This is a genomic window from Frigoribacterium sp. PhB118, assembly GCF_003751725.1.
Classification (GTDB): Bacteria; Actinomycetota; Actinomycetes; order Actinomycetales; family Microbacteriaceae; genus Frigoribacterium.
In genome coordinates this window covers 436,951-454,667 of sequence record NZ_RKID01000004.1, presented here as the reverse complement: position 1 = coordinate 454,667, position 17,717 = coordinate 436,951, and the positions used below count along the sequence as shown (strand labels likewise).

16 protein-coding genes are annotated in these 17,717 nt (G+C 70.3%); 10 read left to right on the top strand and 6 right to left on the bottom strand.

What is annotated here, in order from left to right:
- Nucleotides 1–136: 136 nt before the first annotated feature.
- Nucleotides 137–790: a phosphate signaling complex protein PhoU gene (phoU, locus tag EDF21_RS13830; RefSeq protein ID WP_043597221.1), complete on the bottom strand. Its 654-nt coding sequence runs from the start codon at nt 788–790 to the stop codon at nt 137–139.
- A gap of 238 nt (nt 791–1,028) precedes the next feature.
- On the opposite strand from phoU, the gene EDF21_RS13825 reads away from it, so the two are divergent.
- Nucleotides 1,029–2,222, top strand: a complete 1,194-nt coding sequence (locus EDF21_RS13825) for a cell wall metabolism sensor histidine kinase WalK (protein WP_056044479.1) — start codon at nt 1,029–1,031, stop codon at nt 2,220–2,222.
- A gap of 13 nt (nt 2,223–2,235) precedes the next feature.
- On the top strand, nt 2,236–2,916 hold the full coding sequence (locus tag EDF21_RS13820; protein ID WP_056043202.1) for a response regulator transcription factor: 681 nt from the start codon (nt 2,236–2,238) through the stop codon (nt 2,914–2,916).
- A gap of 129 nt (nt 2,917–3,045) precedes the next feature.
- On the opposite strand, the gene EDF21_RS13815 is transcribed toward EDF21_RS13820, so the two are convergent.
- Nucleotides 3,046–3,612: a hypothetical protein gene (locus EDF21_RS13815; protein ID WP_056043199.1), complete on the bottom strand. Its 567-nt coding sequence runs from the start codon at nt 3,610–3,612 to the stop codon at nt 3,046–3,048.
- A gap of 166 nt (nt 3,613–3,778) precedes the next feature.
- Here EDF21_RS13815 and EDF21_RS13810 point away from each other — a divergent pair, with 166 nt between their 5' ends.
- The 4 genes from EDF21_RS13810 to rlmB are packed head-to-tail and all read left to right on the top strand — an operon-like array spanning nt 3,779 to nt 8,037.
- Nucleotides 3,779–4,261: a CarD family transcriptional regulator gene (locus EDF21_RS13810; RefSeq protein ID WP_043597211.1), complete on the top strand. Its 483-nt coding sequence runs from the start codon at nt 3,779–3,781 to the stop codon at nt 4,259–4,261.
- Nucleotides 4,251–5,579, top strand: a complete 1,329-nt coding sequence (gene ispD, locus EDF21_RS13805; protein WP_123571715.1) for a 2-C-methyl-D-erythritol 4-phosphate cytidylyltransferase — start codon at nt 4,251–4,253, stop codon at nt 5,577–5,579. The genes EDF21_RS13810 and ispD overlap by 11 nt, the downstream gene beginning before the upstream one ends.
- Nucleotides 5,576–6,994, top strand: coding sequence for a cysteine--tRNA ligase (cysS, locus tag EDF21_RS13800; protein WP_123571714.1), 1,419 nt, complete (start codon nt 5,576–5,578; stop codon nt 6,992–6,994). The genes ispD and cysS overlap by 4 nt, the downstream gene beginning before the upstream one ends.
- Complete coding sequence (gene rlmB / locus EDF21_RS13795) at nt 6,991–8,037, top strand: 23S rRNA (guanosine(2251)-2'-O)-methyltransferase RlmB (RefSeq protein ID WP_056043187.1); 1,047 nt, start codon at nt 6,991–6,993, stop codon at nt 8,035–8,037. The genes cysS and rlmB overlap by 4 nt, the downstream gene beginning before the upstream one ends.
- A 74-nt stretch (nt 8,038–8,111) precedes the next feature.
- On the opposite strand, the gene EDF21_RS13790 is transcribed toward rlmB, so the two are convergent.
- Both EDF21_RS13790 and EDF21_RS13785 read right to left on the bottom strand, forming a co-directional pair.
- Entirely contained in the window at nt 8,112–9,413 is a 1,302-nt protein-coding gene (locus EDF21_RS13790; protein ID WP_056043184.1) for a DUF4032 domain-containing protein, read from the bottom strand.
- Nucleotides 9,414–9,556: 143 nt separating this feature from the next.
- On the bottom strand, nt 9,557–10,657 hold the full coding sequence (locus EDF21_RS13785) for an ABC transporter ATP-binding protein (RefSeq protein WP_043597318.1): 1,101 nt from the start codon (nt 10,655–10,657) through the stop codon (nt 9,557–9,559).
- 273 nt (nt 10,658–10,930) lie between these two features.
- On the opposite strand from EDF21_RS13785, the gene EDF21_RS13780 reads away from it, so the two are divergent.
- The gene (locus EDF21_RS13780; protein WP_043597205.1) at nt 10,931–11,878 is read left to right on the top strand and encodes a thioredoxin domain-containing protein; all 948 of its coding nucleotides are present in this window, start codon (nt 10,931–10,933) and stop codon (nt 11,876–11,878) included.
- Here the strand turns inward: EDF21_RS13780 and EDF21_RS13775 are convergent.
- The gene (locus tag EDF21_RS13775) at nt 11,875–12,426 is read right to left on the bottom strand and encodes a metallophosphoesterase (protein ID WP_123571713.1); all 552 of its coding nucleotides are present in this window, start codon (nt 12,424–12,426) and stop codon (nt 11,875–11,877) included. The genes EDF21_RS13780 and EDF21_RS13775 overlap by 4 nt on opposite strands.
- 194 nt (nt 12,427–12,620) lie before the next feature.
- Here EDF21_RS13775 and EDF21_RS13770 point away from each other — a divergent pair, with 194 nt between their 5' ends.
- The 3 genes from EDF21_RS13770 to EDF21_RS13760 all read left to right on the top strand — a co-directional run bounded on the left by EDF21_RS13770 (nt 12,621) and on the right by EDF21_RS13760 (nt 16,499).
- Entirely contained in the window at nt 12,621–13,754 is a 1,134-nt protein-coding gene (locus EDF21_RS13770; RefSeq protein ID WP_056228812.1) for an AI-2E family transporter, read from the top strand.
- 287 nt (nt 13,755–14,041) lie between these two features.
- Nucleotides 14,042–15,937: an MDR family MFS transporter gene (locus tag EDF21_RS13765; RefSeq protein ID WP_123571766.1), complete on the top strand. Its 1,896-nt coding sequence runs from the start codon at nt 14,042–14,044 to the stop codon at nt 15,935–15,937.
- Nucleotides 15,918–16,499 (top strand): MarR family winged helix-turn-helix transcriptional regulator, encoded by a 582-nt coding sequence (locus EDF21_RS13760; protein ID WP_056043173.1) that lies wholly within the window; start codon nt 15,918–15,920, stop codon nt 16,497–16,499. The genes EDF21_RS13765 and EDF21_RS13760 overlap by 20 nt, the downstream gene beginning before the upstream one ends.
- 88 nt (nt 16,500–16,587) lie before the next feature.
- On the opposite strand, the gene EDF21_RS13755 is transcribed toward EDF21_RS13760, so the two are convergent.
- Entirely contained in the window at nt 16,588–17,631 is a 1,044-nt protein-coding gene (locus tag EDF21_RS13755; RefSeq protein WP_056043170.1) for an NAD(P)-dependent alcohol dehydrogenase, read from the bottom strand.
- Between the last annotated feature and the right edge of the window lie 86 nt (nt 17,632–17,717).

The following is a 17,717-nucleotide window of genomic DNA, read 5'->3' as shown; positions in this document are numbered from 1 at the left end:
GCCGCGGGCCTTCGTTTGGCGGTGTGCCGCCACTACCCCATTCCCCCCCCCGGGGGGGGGGGGGGGGCCCCCCCGGGGGGGGGGGGGGGGGGCCCGGGCCCCCGGCCCCCCCCGCCTCCTGTGGTCCGAGGGTCGATCAGACCTCGGGCGCGACCCAGTCGCCGGTCGCGAGGTACTGGACCTTCTTGGCGATCGAGACGGCGTGGTCGGCGAAGCGCTCGTGGTAGCGCGACGCGAGGGTGGAGTCGACCGTGTCGACGGCCGCGCCCTTCCAGGTCTCGCCGAGCACCTTGTCGAAGACGCTGAGGTGCAGCTCGTCGATGCGGTCGTCGTCGTTGCGGATCTCTTCCGCCAGGCGGACGTCCTCGGTCGTGAGCAGCTCGGTGAGCTTGTTCGCGATGGCGACGTCGAGCTCGCCGAGCTCTTTGAACGTCGGACGCAGCGACTTGGGCACGACCTTCTCGGGGAACCGGTAACGGGCGAGCTGGGCGATGTGCTCGGCCATGTCGCCCATGCGCTCGAGCGAGGCGCTGATGCGCAGCGCGCTGACCACGATGCGCAGGTCGCGGGCGACCGGGTTCTGGCGGGCCAGGATGTCGATGGCCAGCTCGTCGAGGGCGATGGCGCGCTCGTCGATCTTGTCGTCGTCGGCGATGACCTGCTCGGCCAACGAGACGTTCGACTCGTTGAAGGCCGTGGTCGCGTTCGCGATCGAGACGGCGACGAGGCCGGCGATCTCGACGAGACGCTCCTGCACCTCCAGGAGTTCCTGCTGGAATACCTCGCGCATGTCGTGTTCGACCCTCTCGTCGTGGGGGCTCGGTGGCCCTGGGAGCACGGTGGCTGTGAGCGACGTGCGGGTCGCACGGTCGGCTCGTGACGTGGGGCAGAGTCGCCCGCACAGTCCCGACGATGGTCTCCGGTGAAGGTTAACGACCGGTGATCACCGCCTGAACTCTGACCAAAGTACAGCGGATGGGACGACCTCCCGTTCATCCGCCCGCCGGGGGGTCACTACTGTGAACGACATGGAATCCGCCTGGCTGGTGCCGTTGTCGCTGGCCTTCGGGGTCGTCGTCGGCGCCGCGATCGTGGTGGTCGTCGTCTCGGCCCACCGACGAGCCGTGCGTGCCGCGGCACTCGTCGACGTCGCCCTGCCCGACGGCATCGACGCCGTGCTCGACGCACTCGAGTCGGCGGGCCTCGTGGTCGACCCGTCGGGCAACGTGCTCAAGGCCTCGGCGGCGGCACGTCAGCTCGGCCTGGTCTCGGCCCAACAGCACCTCGTGCACCCCGAGGTCGAGACGATCGTGGACGCGGTGCGTCGGCACGGCGACCCGGTGGTCGAAGAGCTCACCCTCCCGCGCCTGCCCGGCAGCGAGGCCACCATCGCCGTGCACGTGCGGGCTGCCGCACTCGGTGGACGATTCGTGCTGGTGCTCGCCGAGGACCGCACCGAGGGTCGTCGGCTCGACGACATGCGCCGTGACTTCGTCGCGAACATCAGCCACGAGCTCAAGACGCCGATCGGGGCCGTCGGCCTGCTCGCCGAGGCGCTGGAGTCCGCGTCGTCCGACCCCGAGCAGGTGCGCCACTTCGCCGCTCGGCTGACCCGAGAGGCCGGCCGCCTCGGCCGCCTCACGCAGGACATCATCGAGTTGTCGCGTCTGCAGGCGACCGACGCCCTCGAGACCAGCGAGTCGGTCGACGTGCGCCACGTGGTCGACACCGCCGTCGACCGCAACCGCGTGGGTGCCGAGGCGAGGGGCATCGACCTCGTCGTCCGGGGTGGCAAGCACGCGCACGTGATCGGCGACCAGGCGATGCTCGTCACGGCCGTCGACAACCTGGTCGCCAACGCGATCAACTACTCGCCGGACGGTTCGCGGGTCGGCATCGGCGCCACCCTCGACCAGGCCGGCGTGGTCGAGATCTCGGTGACGGACCAGGGCTACGGCATCCCCGACGACGAGCTCGACCGGGTGTTCGAGCGGTTCTACCGGGTCGATCCGGCCCGGTCGAGACGGACCGGCGGCACGGGACTCGGACTCGCCATCGTGAAGCACGTGGTGCAGAACCACGGCGGCGACGTGCGCGTCTGGTCGCAGGTCGGCAAGGGGTCGACCTTCACCCTGCGCCTGCCGGCGGCGGACGTCGACCCCGTCACCCGATCGATCCCGACCACGGCCGCCTCGGCACCCGAGCACCAGGAGACACGATGACCATGGAGACCCGATGACCCACATCTTGATCGTCGAGGACGAAGAGTCCCTCAGCGAGCCGCTCGCCTACATCCTGCAGCGCGAGGGCTACCAGGTGAGCGTGGCCGAGGACGGCCCGGCCGCCGTCGCGGCGTTCGACAAGACCGGTGCCGACCTCGTGCTGCTCGACCTCATGCTCCCGGGCATCCCGGGCACCGAGGTCTGCCGCGTGATCCGCACCAGGTCCCAGGTGCCGATCGTCATGCTCACCGCCAAGGACAGCGAGGTGGACATCGTGGTCGGCCTCGAGCTGGGTGCCGACGACTACGTCACGAAGCCGTACTCGACCCGGGAGCTGCTCGCCCGCATCCGGGCCGTGCTGCGCCGCCGCGTCGACCCCGACGACCTGTCCGACTCGATGCTCGAGGCAGGCGACATCCGCATGGACGTCGAGCGTCACGTGGTGACGGTCCGCGGGGACGACGTCGCCATGCCCCTCAAGGAGTTCGAGCTGCTCGAGCTGCTCATGCGCAACGCCGGTCGCGTGCTCACCCGCGGTCAGCTGATCGACCGGGTCTGGGGTTCGGACTACTTCGGCGACACCAAGACGCTCGACGTGCACATCAAGCGCATCCGCTCGAAGATCGAGGCCGTGCCGTCCGAGCCGAAGGCGCTCGTGACGGTACGCGGTCTCGGCTACCGCATCGAGGCCTGATCCCGAGGGCGGGCCGTCGGCCCGTCCCCACCGCGCCGACGGCCCCGAGGAGGCGCGGTGCACGGAGTACGCGAGAGGCCCGGCACCGCACTCGGCGGGCCGGGCCTCTCGGCTGACGTGGCGGAGACGCTACGGCGTCGGCGACGAGGAGGGTGCTTGCTGGGTCGCCTCGGGCAACGGCGTCGACGACGGCGTGGCCTCGCCGGACGGCGTGGGCGAGGGCAGCAGGGTGGCGTACTCGCCCAGCGCGCCCGTGAGGACGGGTACGACGAACGACTTGCCGGTCTCGGTGCCGTACTGGACGAAGATCGTCACGAGGGCACCCGGGTCGGAGTCGAGGGACTCCATGAGGAACTGGTCCTGACCGGGCTCGGTGCCCAACGAGACCTGCGACGAGCCGTCGACGTCGACGGTCTGGGTCTTCTTGCCGTCGGTCGTGGGGTACTCGAACGAGACCTCGGCGGCTTCGTCGCTCGTGTTGAGCACGACCATGCTGAGGCTGGCGGTGCCGCCGTCGCCCTCGCTCGCGGTGAGGGCGATCGCGTTGCGCACCTGGATGGCGCCCACGTTGACGCTCGTGCCGTCGCTCGCGTCGTACTGCTTGGTGGTGGCCTGGGGGCTGATGAAGTTGCAGCCGGCGGCGGTCAGGACGACCACGGCACCGACGGCGGCGGCCGAGACGAGCCGCGTCGTCAAGCCACGCGACTTCAGGGTTGGGGCTCGCACAGGTGTCCTCCAGGATCAGCGTCACGACAAACGTACGTCGGCCAGCTTATCCGCGCCCGCAGGGGTCGGTTCCTTAGGGCAGCCTTACCAACGACGGCTTATGGTATCCTGGGTGTCGCAGAATGGAGCCTGATTCATGCAGTTCGAGGTCGGCGAGACCGTTGTATACCCGCATCACGGGGCAGCGACAATCTCAGAAGTCAAGAAGCGGATCATCAAGGGCGAAGAGAAGCTGTACCTCAAGCTTCGCGTCACCCAGGGTGATCTGACCATCGAAGTACCCGCAGACAACGTCGACCTGGTCGGCGTGCGAGACGTCATCGGCAAAGAAGGGCTGGACCGCGTCTTCGACGTGCTCCGCGCCCCCTTCACCGAAGAGCCGACCAACTGGTCGCGCCGCTACAAGGCGAACCTCGAGAAGCTCGCCAGCGGTGACGTCATCAAGGTGTCCGAGGTCGTCCGCGACCTCTGGCGTCGCGATCAGGACCGTGGCCTCTCGGCCGGCGAGAAGCGCATGCTCGCCAAGGCTCGTCAGATCCTGATCAGCGAGCTCGCGCTCGCCGAGAAGACCGACGAAGAGAAGGCGTCGAGCGTCCTCGACGAGGTCCTTGCGTCCTAGCACTCCCGACGACCGCTCGGTCGACGACGGCGGGGTCCACACCCCGTCCGCCGCCGGTCGGGCGGTCGTCGTCGTTGCGGCCGGAAGCGGCACGCGCCTCGCCCTCGGCAAGCCGAAGGCCTTCGTCGAGGTGGCCGGGCGCAGCATCCTCGAACGCTCGCTCGACGCCGTCTTCGCCTCGGCCGTGCCGACGCAGGTCGTCGTCGTCGTGCCCGAGGCGCTCGTCGACGAGTCCCGCACCCTCGTCGACGCCCTCGCCGGCCCGGCCCGTGACTACGCCTCCGTCGTCGTCGGCGGTGCCACCCGCCAGCAATCGGTCGCCGCCGGCCTGACGGCCCTGGGGCCCGACGTCGAGACCGTGCTCGTCCACGACTGCGCCCGACCGTTCACGCCCACCGCCCAGTTCGACCTGGTCGCGACGACCGTCGAGGCGAGCGGTGACGGCGTCGTCCCGGGGCTCCCGGTCACCGACACGATCAAACGCGTCGACTCTGACGCCGCCTTCGTCGTCGACACCGTCGACCGCAGCGAACTCGTCGCCATGCAGACGCCGCAGGGGTTCCCGCGCGCCGCCCTCGACCACGCCTACGCGACGGCGTCCGTCGAGCACACCGACGACGCGGCGCTCTTCGCCGCCGCCGGTCACCGCGTCCGCGTCGTGGCGGGCGACCCCGTGGCCTTCAAGATCACCACCCCGTGGGACCTGCGCCGGGCCGAGACGGTCGTCGCCGAGACCGAGGCGACCCGGCCGGGTCCTGACGCGAGCGCTCGACCGGCCCCGCGCCTCCTGACCGGGGTCGGCACCGACGTCCACGCGTTCGACGCGGCCCAGCCGATGCACCTCGGGCTGCTGCACTTCCCGGGCGAGGCGGGCCTCGCGGGCCACAGCGACGGCGACGCGGTCGCCCACGCGATCGTCGACGCCCTGCTCTCGGCCGCGGGCCTCGGCGACATCGGGTCGAGTTTCGGCACCGACGACCCCCGGTTCGCCGGGGCGTCCGGCGACGTCTTCCTCACGGCGACCCTCGAGCTGCTCGCGGCGGCGGGGGCCGCTCCGGTCAACGTCGCCGTCCAGGTCGTCGGCAACCGGCCCCGGCTGTCCTCCCGCCGCGTCGAGATGCAGGCGGGGCTGACGCGCGTGGTCGGCGCCCCGGTGAGCGTGTCGGCCACGACGACCGACGGGCTCGGCTTCACCGGTCGGGGCGAGGGCGTGGCCGTGATCGCGACGGCACTCGTCACGCGCGACGGGTCGTCCACGGGCCACGGGGCGTCCCCGGGCGACGCGACCGAAGCCGCGTCAAATAGGCTGATCACGTGACCATCAGGCTCTACGACTCCCGTCAGCAGACGCTCGTCGACTTCGTCCCGCTCGTGCCCGGCCAGGTCGGGCTGTACGTCTGCGGACCCACCGTCCAGTCGTCGCCCCACATCGGGCACCTGCGCTCGGCTCTGGTCTACGACCTCTGGCGTCGGTGGTTCACCTACCGTGGCCTCGACGTCACCCTCGTGCGCAACGTCACCGACATCGACGACAAGATCCTCGCGCTGGCCGCCGACACGACCGAAGAATGGTGGGCGCGCGCCTACCGCTACGAACTCGAGTTCACCGCCGGCTACCAGGCGCTCGGCATCCTGCCGCCGACCTACGAGCCCCGGGCGACCGCCAGCGTCAGCGAGATGCAGCAGATCATCACGACCCTGCTCGAGAAGGGGCACGCCTACGTCGCCCCGGACGGCTCGGGCGACGTCTACTTCGACACCGCCGCCTGGCCGACGTACGGTGCCCTGACCAACCAGTCGATCGACGACATGGCACCCGCCGCCGACGCCGACCCGCGGGGCAAGCGCGACTCCCGCGACTTCGCCCTCTGGAAGGGCCACAAGGCCGACGAGCCCGAGTCCGCCTCGTGGGCCTCGCCCTGGGGTGAAGGGCGACCGGGCTGGCACATCGAGTGCTCGGCGATGTCGGCCCGCTACCTCGGCGAGGCGTTCGACATCCACGGCGGCGGGCTCGACCTGCGGTTCCCGCACCACGAGAACGAGCTGGCGCAGTCGACCGCGGCCGGCATGGGCTTCGCCTCGTACTGGATGCACAACGGCCTCGTCGCCGTCGAGGGCCAGAAGATGTCGAAGTCCCTCGGCAACTCGATCTTCGCCGCCGACTTCCTGGCGCAGGCCCGTCCCGTCGTCGTCCGCTACTTCTTCAGCGCCGCGCACTACCGGTCGACCATCGACTACCACGAGGGCGCGCTGCTCGAGGCCGAGGCAGCCCTCGACCGCGTCGAGACGTTCCTCGAACGGGCTCAGCGTCGCCTCGCCGACACGCGCTTCGCCGGTGTCGGTGCCCGCGTCGTGCCCGACGAGTTCGGCGAGGCGATGGACGACGACCTCAACGTCCCCCAGGCCGTGGCCGTGCTGCACGACACGGTGCGCGCCGGCAACGTGGCCCTCGACGACGGCGACCTCGACACCGCCGCGCGCTCCTGGCAGCACGTGGCCGCCATGGTGGCCGTGCTCGGCATCGACCCGACGGCGCCCGAGTGGCGTGCCGGTGACGAGGCCGACGCGCACCGCGCGCTCGGCACGCTGGTCGACGTACTCTTGGCCGAACGCCAGCAAGCCCGGGCCGATCGCGACTTCTCGCGGGCCGACGAGATCAGAGGCGTCCTGACGGGCGCCGGCATCACCATCGAAGACACCCCCAGCGGGTCGCATTGGAGCCTCGAACAGTGAAGAACACCAGCGGAGCACGCAAGGGCCGTCCCGGCAGCAGTGCCGTGCGTCAGGGCAGCAAGGGCAAGCAGGTCGGCAGCGGCGGCCAGGGGCGCCAGGCGCTCGAGGGCAAGAAGCCCACCCCCGCGGCGGAGGACCGCCCGTACCACCCCGCGGGCAAGGCCAAGGCGGCGCGCGAGCGACTCGAGGCGGCCCGTGGTCGTGGCGGAGCCGGTCCCCGTGCCGGATCGCCGATCGCCGGTCGCGGCGGACCGGACGCCCCCCGTCGTCGCCCCAAGTCGGCCGACGACCACGAGATGGTGACCGGTCGCAACTCCGTCGTCGAGGCCCTGCGGACGCGCATCCCCGCGACGACGCTCTACATCGCCGCCCGCATCGAGATGGACGAGCGCACGAAAGAGATCCTGCAGCTCGCCACCCGCCGCGGCCTGCCGATCCTCGAGGTCATGCGCCCCGAGCTCGACCGCATCACCGGGCACGACTCCGTGCACCAGGGCGTCGCGCTCAAGGTGCCGCCGTACGAGTACGCGCACCCCGTCGACATGCTCGAGGCCGCGGTCAAGCGCCAGCAGAAGCCGCTCTTCGTCGCGCTCGACGGCATCACCGACCCGCGCAACCTCGGAGCGATCATCCGCTCGGTGGCCGCGTTCGGCGGGCAGGGCGTCATCGTCCCGCAGCGTCGTTCGGTCGGCCTGACGGCGTCGGCCTGGAAGACCTCGGCCGGCGCAGCCGCGCGCATCCCCGTCGCGATGGCCTCGAACCTGACCCAGACCCTCAAGTCGTTCAAGGAGCAGGGCGTGTTCGTCGTGGGCCTCGACGGTGACGGCGACGTCATGCTGCCGGGGCTGGAGCTCGCCGACCGCCCGATCGTGGTCGTCGTCGGCAGCGAGGGCAAAGGCCTGTCGCGCATCGTCGCCGAGACCTGCGACGCGATCGTGTCGGTGCCGATCACCGGTGCCGTCGAATCGTTGAACGCCGGCATCGCGGCCTCGGTCACGTTGTACGAGATCTCGAAGCTCCGCGCCGAGCGCAAGAAGAAGTAGCGCAGGCGCCCGCGAGACGCGGGGCCTCGAGGAGGCGCGGGTCGGCTGGTCGCCGGCCCGCGCCTCCTGCATTCTCAGACCTTGCTGCGCCAGTCCTCGTCCGCGTCGGCCTCGTCGGCCTCGAGCTGGGCGGCCTCGGGCAGCGTGAGGGACTCGGTCGCGGGCTCGATCACCATCTGCTCGTCGCGACGGTGGCGCAGCACGTCGTTGATGTACGAGGTGAGGGCCTCGGCGATCGGCACGTCGCGGTTCTCGGCCTGCGACTGGTACCAGCGGTGCTCGAGCAGCTGGTGGAAGACCTCGGCGGGTTCGAGCCGTCCGCGCAGGTCGCGGGGGATCGAGCGCACGACGGGCTCGAAGACGCGCGAGGCCCACTCGTGGGCGATCATCTCTTCGTCAGAGTCCGACTGGTCGGTGCGCATGCGGTACGCGTCGAGGTCGTTCAACAGTCGACGCGCCTGGTTCTCTTCGACGTCGAGGCCGGTGAGTCGGAGCAGGCGGCGCGAGTGGTGCCCGGCATCGACGACCTTGGGCTGGATCTTGACCTGGCTGCCGCCCTCGGCCGTCTTGATGGCCAGTTCTTCGATGTCGAAGCCGAGGTCGTTCAGGCGCTCGACGCGGTCGTTGATGCGCCAGCGCTCCGAGCTGTCGAAGGTCTCGGCCCCGGTCAGTTCGGTCCAGAGGCTGCGGTACGCGGCGACGATGCCGTTGCTCACGTCGACCGGGTCGAGGTTGTCGTCGAGGCGACCCCCGGCCTCGAGGTCGAGCAGTTCGCCGGCGATGTTGACGCGGGCGACCTCGAGGTCGTTCTCGCGCTGCCCGTTCGAGAGGCCGCCCGGATAGAGCTTGCCCGTCTCGGCGTCGACGAGGTACGCCGCGAACGCACCGGCGTCCCGGCGGAAGAGCGTGTTCGACAACGACACGTCGCCCCAGTAGAAGCCGATGATGTGCAGCCGGACGAGCAGGAGGGCGAGCGCGTCGACGAGGCGACGAGCCGTGTCGGGGCGCAACGTCTGCGAGTACAGCGCCCGGTAGGGGAGCGAGAACTTCAGGTGGCGCGTGACGAGCACCGGGTTCAGCGGCGACCCGTCGGCGTCCTGGCGGTTGGTGATGACCGCGAGCGGGTCGACGCACGGGATGTCCATGCGCTGCAGCGTGCGCAGCATCTCGTACTCGCCGCGGGCCATCTCGCCCGACGTCTCCTTGATGGCGATGACGAAGCCGCTGAGGTGCGCGAACCGGACGAGGTGGCGCGAGATGCCCTTGGGCAGGGTCGCGATGGCCTCGTCGGGCCACTCCTCGAGCGGGAGGGCCCAGGGCAGGTCGAGCAGCGCCGGGTCGGCCGTGGCCGAGGTGATGTTGAGGGAGTCGGGCATGAGGGCCTCTCGTGCGGGGGAGCGCCGCCTGAGGCGAGGCGGCGGGGGTGGTTCGGGAGGCGCGGGGCCGGAACGCGGGACGGCCCGCCGGGCCGATCGGAGGAGTGCTCCGAGCGGACTCGACGGGCCGACCCGACGGGGTGCTACGCGCTGACGACGGCCTTGTCGCCGAGGCGCTCGCCGCTCTCGGTGTCGAAGACGTGCACGTGGTGCGCCTGCGGGGTGACGTAGATCGTCTCGCCCAGCTTGGGGTGGTTGCGACCGTCGACGCGGACGACGACGTCGACGCGGTTGCCGTCGACCTCGGTGTGGCCGTAGAGGTACCCGTCGGCGCCGAGCTCTTCGACGACGTCGACGGTGACCGCGAGGCCCTCGCCGGTCGTGTTGACCACGACGTCCTCGGGACGCACGCCCACGGTCACGCTCTTGCCGTTGGCCTGGCCGACGGTGTCGCGGTCGACCGCGGTGACGGCTGTGCCGAACTGGATGCCACCGTCGACGACGTCGGCGGGCAGCAGGTTCATGGCGGGCGAGCCGATGAAGCCGGCGACGAAGACGTTCTGCGGCTTCTCGTACAGGTCGCGCGGCGTGCCGACCTGCTGCAGGACGCCGTCCTTCAGCACGGCGATGCGGTCGCCCATGGTGAGCGCCTCGGTCTGGTCGTGCGTGACGTAGACCGTGGTGACGCCCAGTCGGCGCTGCAGCGACGCGATCTGGGTGCGGGTCTGCACGCGCAGCTTGGCGTCGAGGTTCGACAGCGGCTCGTCCATGAGGAACACCTGGGGCTGACGCACGATGGCGCGGCCCATGGCGACGCGCTGACGCTGACCACCCGAGAGGGCCTTGGGCTTGCGCGAGAGGTAGGGCTCGAGGTCGAGCAGCTTGGCGGCCTCGAGGACGCGGGTGGCCCGCTCTTCTTTGCCGACGCCGGCGATCTTCAGGGCGAAGCCCATGTTCTCGGCGACCGTCATGTGCGGGTAGAGCGCGTAGTTCTGGAAGACCATCGCGATGTCGCGGTCCTTCGGCGGGACGTCGGTGACGTTGCGGTCGCCGATGTAGATGTCACCCGAGTTGACCTCTTCGAGGCCTGCGAGCATGCGCAGGGTGGTCGACTTGCCGCAACCGGAGGGGCCGACGAGCACGAGGAACTCGCCGTCGGCGACCTCGAGGTCGATGCCGTCGACCGCGGCGCGGGTGCTGCCGGGGTAGAGACGAGTTGCCTTGCTGAACGTGACTGACGCCATGATCTTCTCCTTCACCGGCAGGTACGTGCCGGACGATCCGTTGTGAATGGACGGTGATCAACCTCAGAGGTCTGCGGTGACCACCACCGATCAGCATGCCATGAAAATCTCTCGGATCGCCACGGGAGCGCCTCTTCTCCACCCGCTCTCGCCCGCGCCTGGCGGACTTCTGCCAGGCTCGCCTCGTACCATGTTTCGTGGCCACGACTCGTGGCGACCGTCCCCACCACCCGCTCGACGCGACCATGCGAGGCCGTCGCGCACCGGAGCCCCATGACTGACCTGAATCCCGACGACTCGTCGTTGACCAAGAACCAGCGGCGCGCGGCGGCCCGCCAGAAGGCCCAGCTGGCGCGCCAGAAGCAGAAGCGGCGTCAGCGCGCGGGCAAGTGGGCGCTGCAGGGCGGTCTCGCCCTCGTGGTGATCGCGATCGTCGTCGGCGTCGTGCTGGTGATCACGAACAGCATCCGCCCGGCCGGCCCCGGCCCCGCCAACATGGCCAGCGACGGCATCAAGATCGGCCAGGGCTTCGAGGCCGTGCAGACCGGGGCCCTCGGCCCCGACGACGAGCCCACGGCGTCGGCGTCCACGGCGTCGAGCGACACGGTCGACATCGTCGTCTACCTCGACTACCTCTGCCCCATCTGCGGCGAGTTCGAGCAGGCGAACAACGACTACATCAGCGGCCTCGTCGAGTCGGGGGCGGCGACGGTCGAGTACCACCCGGTCGCCATCCTCACGAACCAGTCCCTCGGCACGAAGTACAGCAACCGGGCGGCCAACGCGGCGGCCTGCGTGGCGAACTACTCGCCGAACTCGTTCTTCGACTTCAACACCGCCATGTTCGAGCAGCAACCCGAAGAGGGCACCCGCGGCCTCGACGACTCGCAACTCGCCGACATCGCGACCGGCGTCGACGGGGTGACGAAGGCGAGCGACATCACGAGGTGCATCGACGACGACGAGTTCGGCTCGTGGGTGACGGCGTCGACGCAGCGGGCCATCGACGGGCCCCTGCCGAACAGCGACCTCGACGCCCTGACGGGCACCCCGACGGTCCTGGTCAACGGCCAGAAGTACGACGGCAGCCGTCCGTTCACGGTGCAGGAGTTCCGCAGCTTCGTCGTGACCGCGGCCGGCAACAGCTACACCGAGTCGGGCACGGCCAGCCCGTCGCCGACCCCGACCGAGTCGGCCCCGGCCGAGACGCCCGCCGGCTAGGTCGTCATGCGGGGGTGCGGAAGCACCCCCGTGCGGTCCCGTGCGGCGACGGGCAGCTCGTGCAGCACCACGTCGCGCACCTCGCCCGCGTCGAGGGTCAGCGTGAGGTAGGTGGCGTGCGGCTGGCGCCGACGGTCCGTGGGTGACCCCGGGTTCAGCAGGCGCAGGCCCGCGGGCGTCGTCGTGTCCCACGGGATGTGGCTGTGCCCGAACAGCAGCAGGTCGGTCTCGGGGAAGGCACGGTCCATGCGGGCCTCGCGCCCCTCCTTGGCTCCGGTCTCGTGCACCACGGCGAGGCGTACGCCCTCGATCGTCGTGCGGGCGACCTCGGGCAGGCGCACGCGCAGCCCGTCGCCGTCGTTGTTTCCCCGGACCCCGATCAGGAGGCTCGCGCGGGCCTCGAACTCGTCGAGCAGCGGTTCGCCGGTCCAGTCGCCCGCGTGCACGACGACGTCGGCCCGTTCGACCGCGGCCCAGACGACCCCCGGCACGGCCTTGGCCTTCTGCGGGACGTGGGTGTCGGACACGACGAGGACGGAGGTCGGCATGCCTTCCACGCTAGGCGCGCGCCGGGTCGCGGGGGCACCGATCCGGCCCGATATTCTCGTGACGGGGTTGGCTGTCCTAGTCGGGCCGATCAGCCCCGCCGCCTCCGTCGGCGCACCGGCACGCGGCCGTGCCCGACCGTGCCTCTTCCGGCGCCCCTCTCGACCCCCGCACCACCAGAAACGAGGACGACACCGTGGGACTCTTCCGCAGCCAAGAAGCCGAGGTGGCCCGTGAGGACGCCGCCGTCCGGCACTCCCTCTGGGCCGACGCCTTCGGCACGCTCGCGACGCGTGCCGTGCAGATCATCGCCGTCCTGATCGTCGCGATCGGCGTCATCTACGTCTTCCTCAGCCTGAGCCTCGTCACCCTGCCGGTGCTGCTCGCGCTGATCTTCGCGTCGGCCATGTTGCCGGTCGTCGCCTTCCTGCGGCGACACAGGGTGCCCTCGGTGCTCGCGACCCTGATCTGTCTCTTCGCCGTCCTGATCATCCTCGGGCTCGTCGCCTGGCTGATCGTGTGGGCCGTCGAGAGCCAGGCCAGCTCGCTCGCCGACTCGGCCACCTCGGGCTTCAACAAGCTGCAGGACTGGATCACGACCCTGCCGTTCTCGATCAGCGACCAGCAGATCGACGACGTCCGCAACGCGGCCGTCGACTTCGTCACGAGCTCGCAGTTCGGCTCGGGGGCGCTCGCCGGGGCTTCGGCGGTCGGCAGCTTCGCGACCGGCCTCGTCCTGATGATCGTCGTCCTGTTCTTCTTCCTGAAGGACGGCCCGGCCATCTGGGAGTTCCTGCTCCGCCCGTTCAAGGGCGAGAACTACGCCCGGGCCCGCCGCATCGGCGACAAGACGGTCACCACGCTCGGCGGCTACGTCCGTGGCACGGCGACGGTCGCCGCGGTCGACGCGATCGGCATCGGCGTCGGCCTCTGGATCGTCGGGGTGCCCCTGGCCCTGCCGCTCGCGGTCATCGTGTTCCTGACGGCGTTCATCCCCCTCGTGGGCGCCACGGCCGCGGGCATCCTCGCGGCCCTCGTCGCCCTCGTCGCACTCGGCCCGGTCCAGGCGCTGATCGTCGTCGGCATCGTGGTCGTCGTCAACCAGCTCGAGGGCAACTTCCTGCAGCCGGTGCTCATGGGCCGCACGCTGCAGCTGCACGGCCTCGTCATCCTGGTCGCGCTGACCGCCGGCACGATCCTCGGCGGCGTCGTGGGCGCCGTCATCGCCGTGCCGCTCATGGCCGTCGTCTGGGGCATCACCCAGGTCTGGAACGGCGACCACCAACCCGCCGAGATGTTCCGGCAGAAGAGGCCCGAAGAGGTCCGCTGACCCGGAAGGCCCTGACGGAGGCGCGGTGCGAGGAGGACTCGCACCGCGCCTCCTGCGTTCCCTCGCGACCGCGTCGCGGAGTTCGAGAAAGATTTCTGCAGCAACTGCAGTGAAATGGTTGCGGATCGTCAACGAAAGCGTATGGTTGACGTTCTGCAACCAACGGACACGGCCAACGGCGATCGGTCCCTCACCATCTCGAACCACCGGAGCGCACCTTGTCGCAGACCACGACCGCCACGGGCACCAAGCCCGCGGCACCCCACGAGCCGGGCGAAGCGCCCGGCATGAGCCATCGTGAAGTCCTCACGGCCCTGTCGGGCCTGTTGATGGGCATGCTCGTGGCGATCCTCTCGTCGACCGTCGTGTCGACCTCGCTGCCGCGCATCGTCAGCGACCTGAACGGCAGCCAGACCTCGTACACCTGGGTCATCACCGCGACCCTGCTGGCCACCACCGTCAGCACGCCGCTGTGGGGCAAGTTCAGCGACCTGACGAACCGCAAGGTGCTGCTGCAAGTCGCCCTCGTCCTGTTCGTGCTCGCCTCCGTCGCCGCGGGTTTCTCGCAGAACACCGCGACGCTCATCACCTTCCGCGTGTTCCAGGGGCTCGGTGCCGGTGGCCTCACCGCTCTGGTGCAGGTCGTCATGAGCGACATCATCAGCCCGCGTGAGCGCGGCCGGTACATGGGCTACCTCGGCGCCGTGATGAGCGTCGGCACCATCGGCGGGCCGCTGCTCGGCGGCGTGCTCACCGACTCGATCGGCTGGCGCTGGAACTTCTTCGTCGGCGTGCCCGTCGGCGTCGCCGCCCTCATCGTCATCCAGCGCACCCTGCACCTGCCCCCGAAGCCCAAGAAGGCCGTCGTCGTCGACTACTGGGGCGCGGGCCTCATCGCCGGTGGCGTCTCGCTGCTGCTCGTCTGGGTGTCCCTCGGCGGCAAGCAGTTCGACTGGAACTCGACCACCAGCTGGTTGATGGGCGTCGGTGCTGCCGTCCTGCTCGCGCTCGCCGTCGTCGTGGAGTTCCGCTCGAAGGAGCCGATCATCCCGCTCACCCTGTTCACGAACCGCACGTTCACCTTCGCCGTGATCGCCTCGCTCAGCGTCGGCGTCGCCATGTTCGGCACCAGCGTGTTCCTCGGCCAGTACATGCAGCTCGCGCGCGGCCAGTCGCCGACGATGGCGGGCATCCTGACCCTGCCGATGGTGCTCGGACTGCTGATCTCGTCGATGGTCGCCGGTGCGCTCATCTCGAAGTACGGCAAGTGGAAGCCCTACATGATCGTCGGGTCGATCCTGCTCGCCGCCGGTCTCTTCCTGATGTCGACCATCGAGTACGACACCAACTTCGCCATCGTCTCCGTCTTCATGGCCATGATGGGGCTCGGCATCGGCATGGTGATGCAGAACCTCGTCCTCGTCGTGCAGAACTCGGTCGACGTCAGCGTCGTCGGTGCCGCCTCGTCGAGCGTCGCGTTCTTCCGCAGCCTCGGCGGCACGATCGGCGTCTCGGTCATGGGCGCCGTCCTCGGCACCAAGGTCTCGGGCTACATCACCGACGGCCTCACCGACGCCGGGGTCGACCCCAGCGCGCTCGGCAGCGGCGGCTCGACGAGCATCCCCGACCTCAGCACCGTGCCCGGCCCGATCCGGACGATCATCGAATCGGCCTACGGTCAGGGCGTCGCCGACGTGTTCCTCATCGCGGCTCCGCTGGCGATCATCACCATCGTGTTCGTCTGCCTGCTCCCGAACGTCGAGCTCGGCACCAAGACCGGTCTCCAGCGTGCGGCGGCGAAGACGGACGGCCCGGCGGCCGACTCGTCGGCGGCCACGGCCTCGGACGACAGCGACGGAGGCGCGGCCCCGGTCGACGCGAACGCCGCGTCCCCGGCCGCCAAGGGAGTCGCGGCCACGGCCGGCCTGGCCCCCGCCGTGTCGAGCGCCCCGGCGACGGAGTCGACGCCGGCACCGGTCTCGCCGATCGACGAGGGACGCGAACCCGCCGAGGGCCAGCGCCGTCACCACGGCCACACGACGACCGCCACCGGTACCATCGACACGATCATCGCGACGGGTGCCGCCGAGGTGGCAGGGCACCCGGTGCCCGCCGACGAACTGGCCGAGAGCCCGGTGTTCTCGTCCCTGGTCGAGGAGAAAGATGTCGCAGCCGACCGTTGACGGCCAGCCCGAGGGTGCGGTGCTCGACGCGCCGCGCCCCTCGGGGGGCGACCCTGCCGACCAGGCCGCACCGCACCTCCTCGGGGCTGCGGGGCAGGCCGCACCGCACCTCCCGGGTCCCGACGACGACGGCCGTGAGGGCCTCATGGCCGGCGTGGTCGACGAGATCGGCTCGATGATGGTCGAGGCCAAGCGCACGATCGCCGCGGCGGCGTCGCGCTTCGACCCGGACGTGCCGCCCACGGCCTTCTACGTGCTGCGCTACGTGATGAAGCACCAGCCGTGCAGCGCCGGTGACATCGTCAAGGCGATGGCGATGGACAAGAGCGCGGTCAGCAGGCAGGTCACGTTGCTGCGCGAGGCCGGGTTCGTCGACGTGGTGCCCGACGCGGCCGACGGTCGGGTCATGACCCTGCGCAGCACCGAGCGCGCCGAGAGCCGCATGCTCGAGGTGCGCCACGAGAACCGCGCCGTGTTCCGCAACCACGTCGAGGGCTGGTCCGACGACGAGCTCGCCGAGTTCGCCGGCTGGCTGCGCCGGTTCAACACCCCCGCCGGGTAGCGCCGGAGCCGTCTGGCAGCGCCCCGCCCCGCGACGACGAAGGCCCCCTCCCGTGACGGGAGGGGGCCTTCGTGCGTGCAGGCGGGTGCTAAATGGTCGCGGTGTCGATCACGAAGCGGTAGCGGACCTTGCTGGCGACGACGCGCTCGTAGGCCTCGTCGACCTCGTCGGCGCCGATCGTCTCGATCTCGGCTCCGATGTGGTGCTCGGCGCAGAAGTCCAGCATCTCTTGCGTCTCGGGGATGCCGCCGATGTTCGAGCCGGCGAGGCTGCGCCGGCCACCGATCAGCGAGCCGGCGCTGAACGACTGCGGGTTCTCGGGCAGGCCGACGAACACCATGGTGCCGTTCAGGCGCAGGGTGCGGGCGTAGGCGTCGATGTCCATGTCGGCCGAGATCGTGTTGATGATCAGGTCGAACGAGCTGCGCAGCTGCGTGAACGTCTCGGGGTCGCTCGAGGCGTAGTAGTGGTCGGCACCGAGCTTGAGGCCGTCCTCCTGCTTGGACAGGGTCTGGCTGATGACGGTGACCTCGGCGCCCAGCGCGTGGGCGATCTTGACGGCCATGTGGCCGAGCCCGCCCATGCCGACGACCGCGACCTTCTTGCCGGGACCGGCACCCCAGTGCTTGAGGGGCGAGTAGGTCGTGATGCCGGCGCAGAGCAGCGGCGCGGCCTCGTCGAGCGAGATGCCCTCGGGGATCGACAGCACGTAGTTCTCGTCGGCGACGATCTGCTTGGCGTAGCCGCCGTAGGTGGGCTCGCCCGAGTACTGGCGGCCGTTGTAGGTCGCGACGTTGCCCTTGACGCAGAACTGCTGCTCGCCCGCGAGGCAGTTCTCGCACTCGCGGCAGCTGTCGACGAAGCAGCCGATGCCGACGCGGTCGCCGACCTTGTGCTTCGTGACGTCGGAGCCGACCTCGGTGACGATGCCGGCGATCTCGTGGCCGGGCACCATCGGGAAGATGGCCTTGCCCCATTCTTCGCGGGCCTGGTGGATGTCGCTGTGGCAGATGCCGGCGAACGCGATGTCGATCTGGACGTCGTTCGGGCCGACGTCGCGCAGTTCGACCGTGGAGTGCTCGAAGGGGGCGCCGGCGGACGGCGTGAGCAGGACGGGGACGGTGGTGGGCATGAGATGACCTCTCTGCGAGTGGTGGTGCGGTGGTGGTGCGCGCCCCGCGGGCGCGACGGATTCCGACGACGTTGTGGGATGCAACC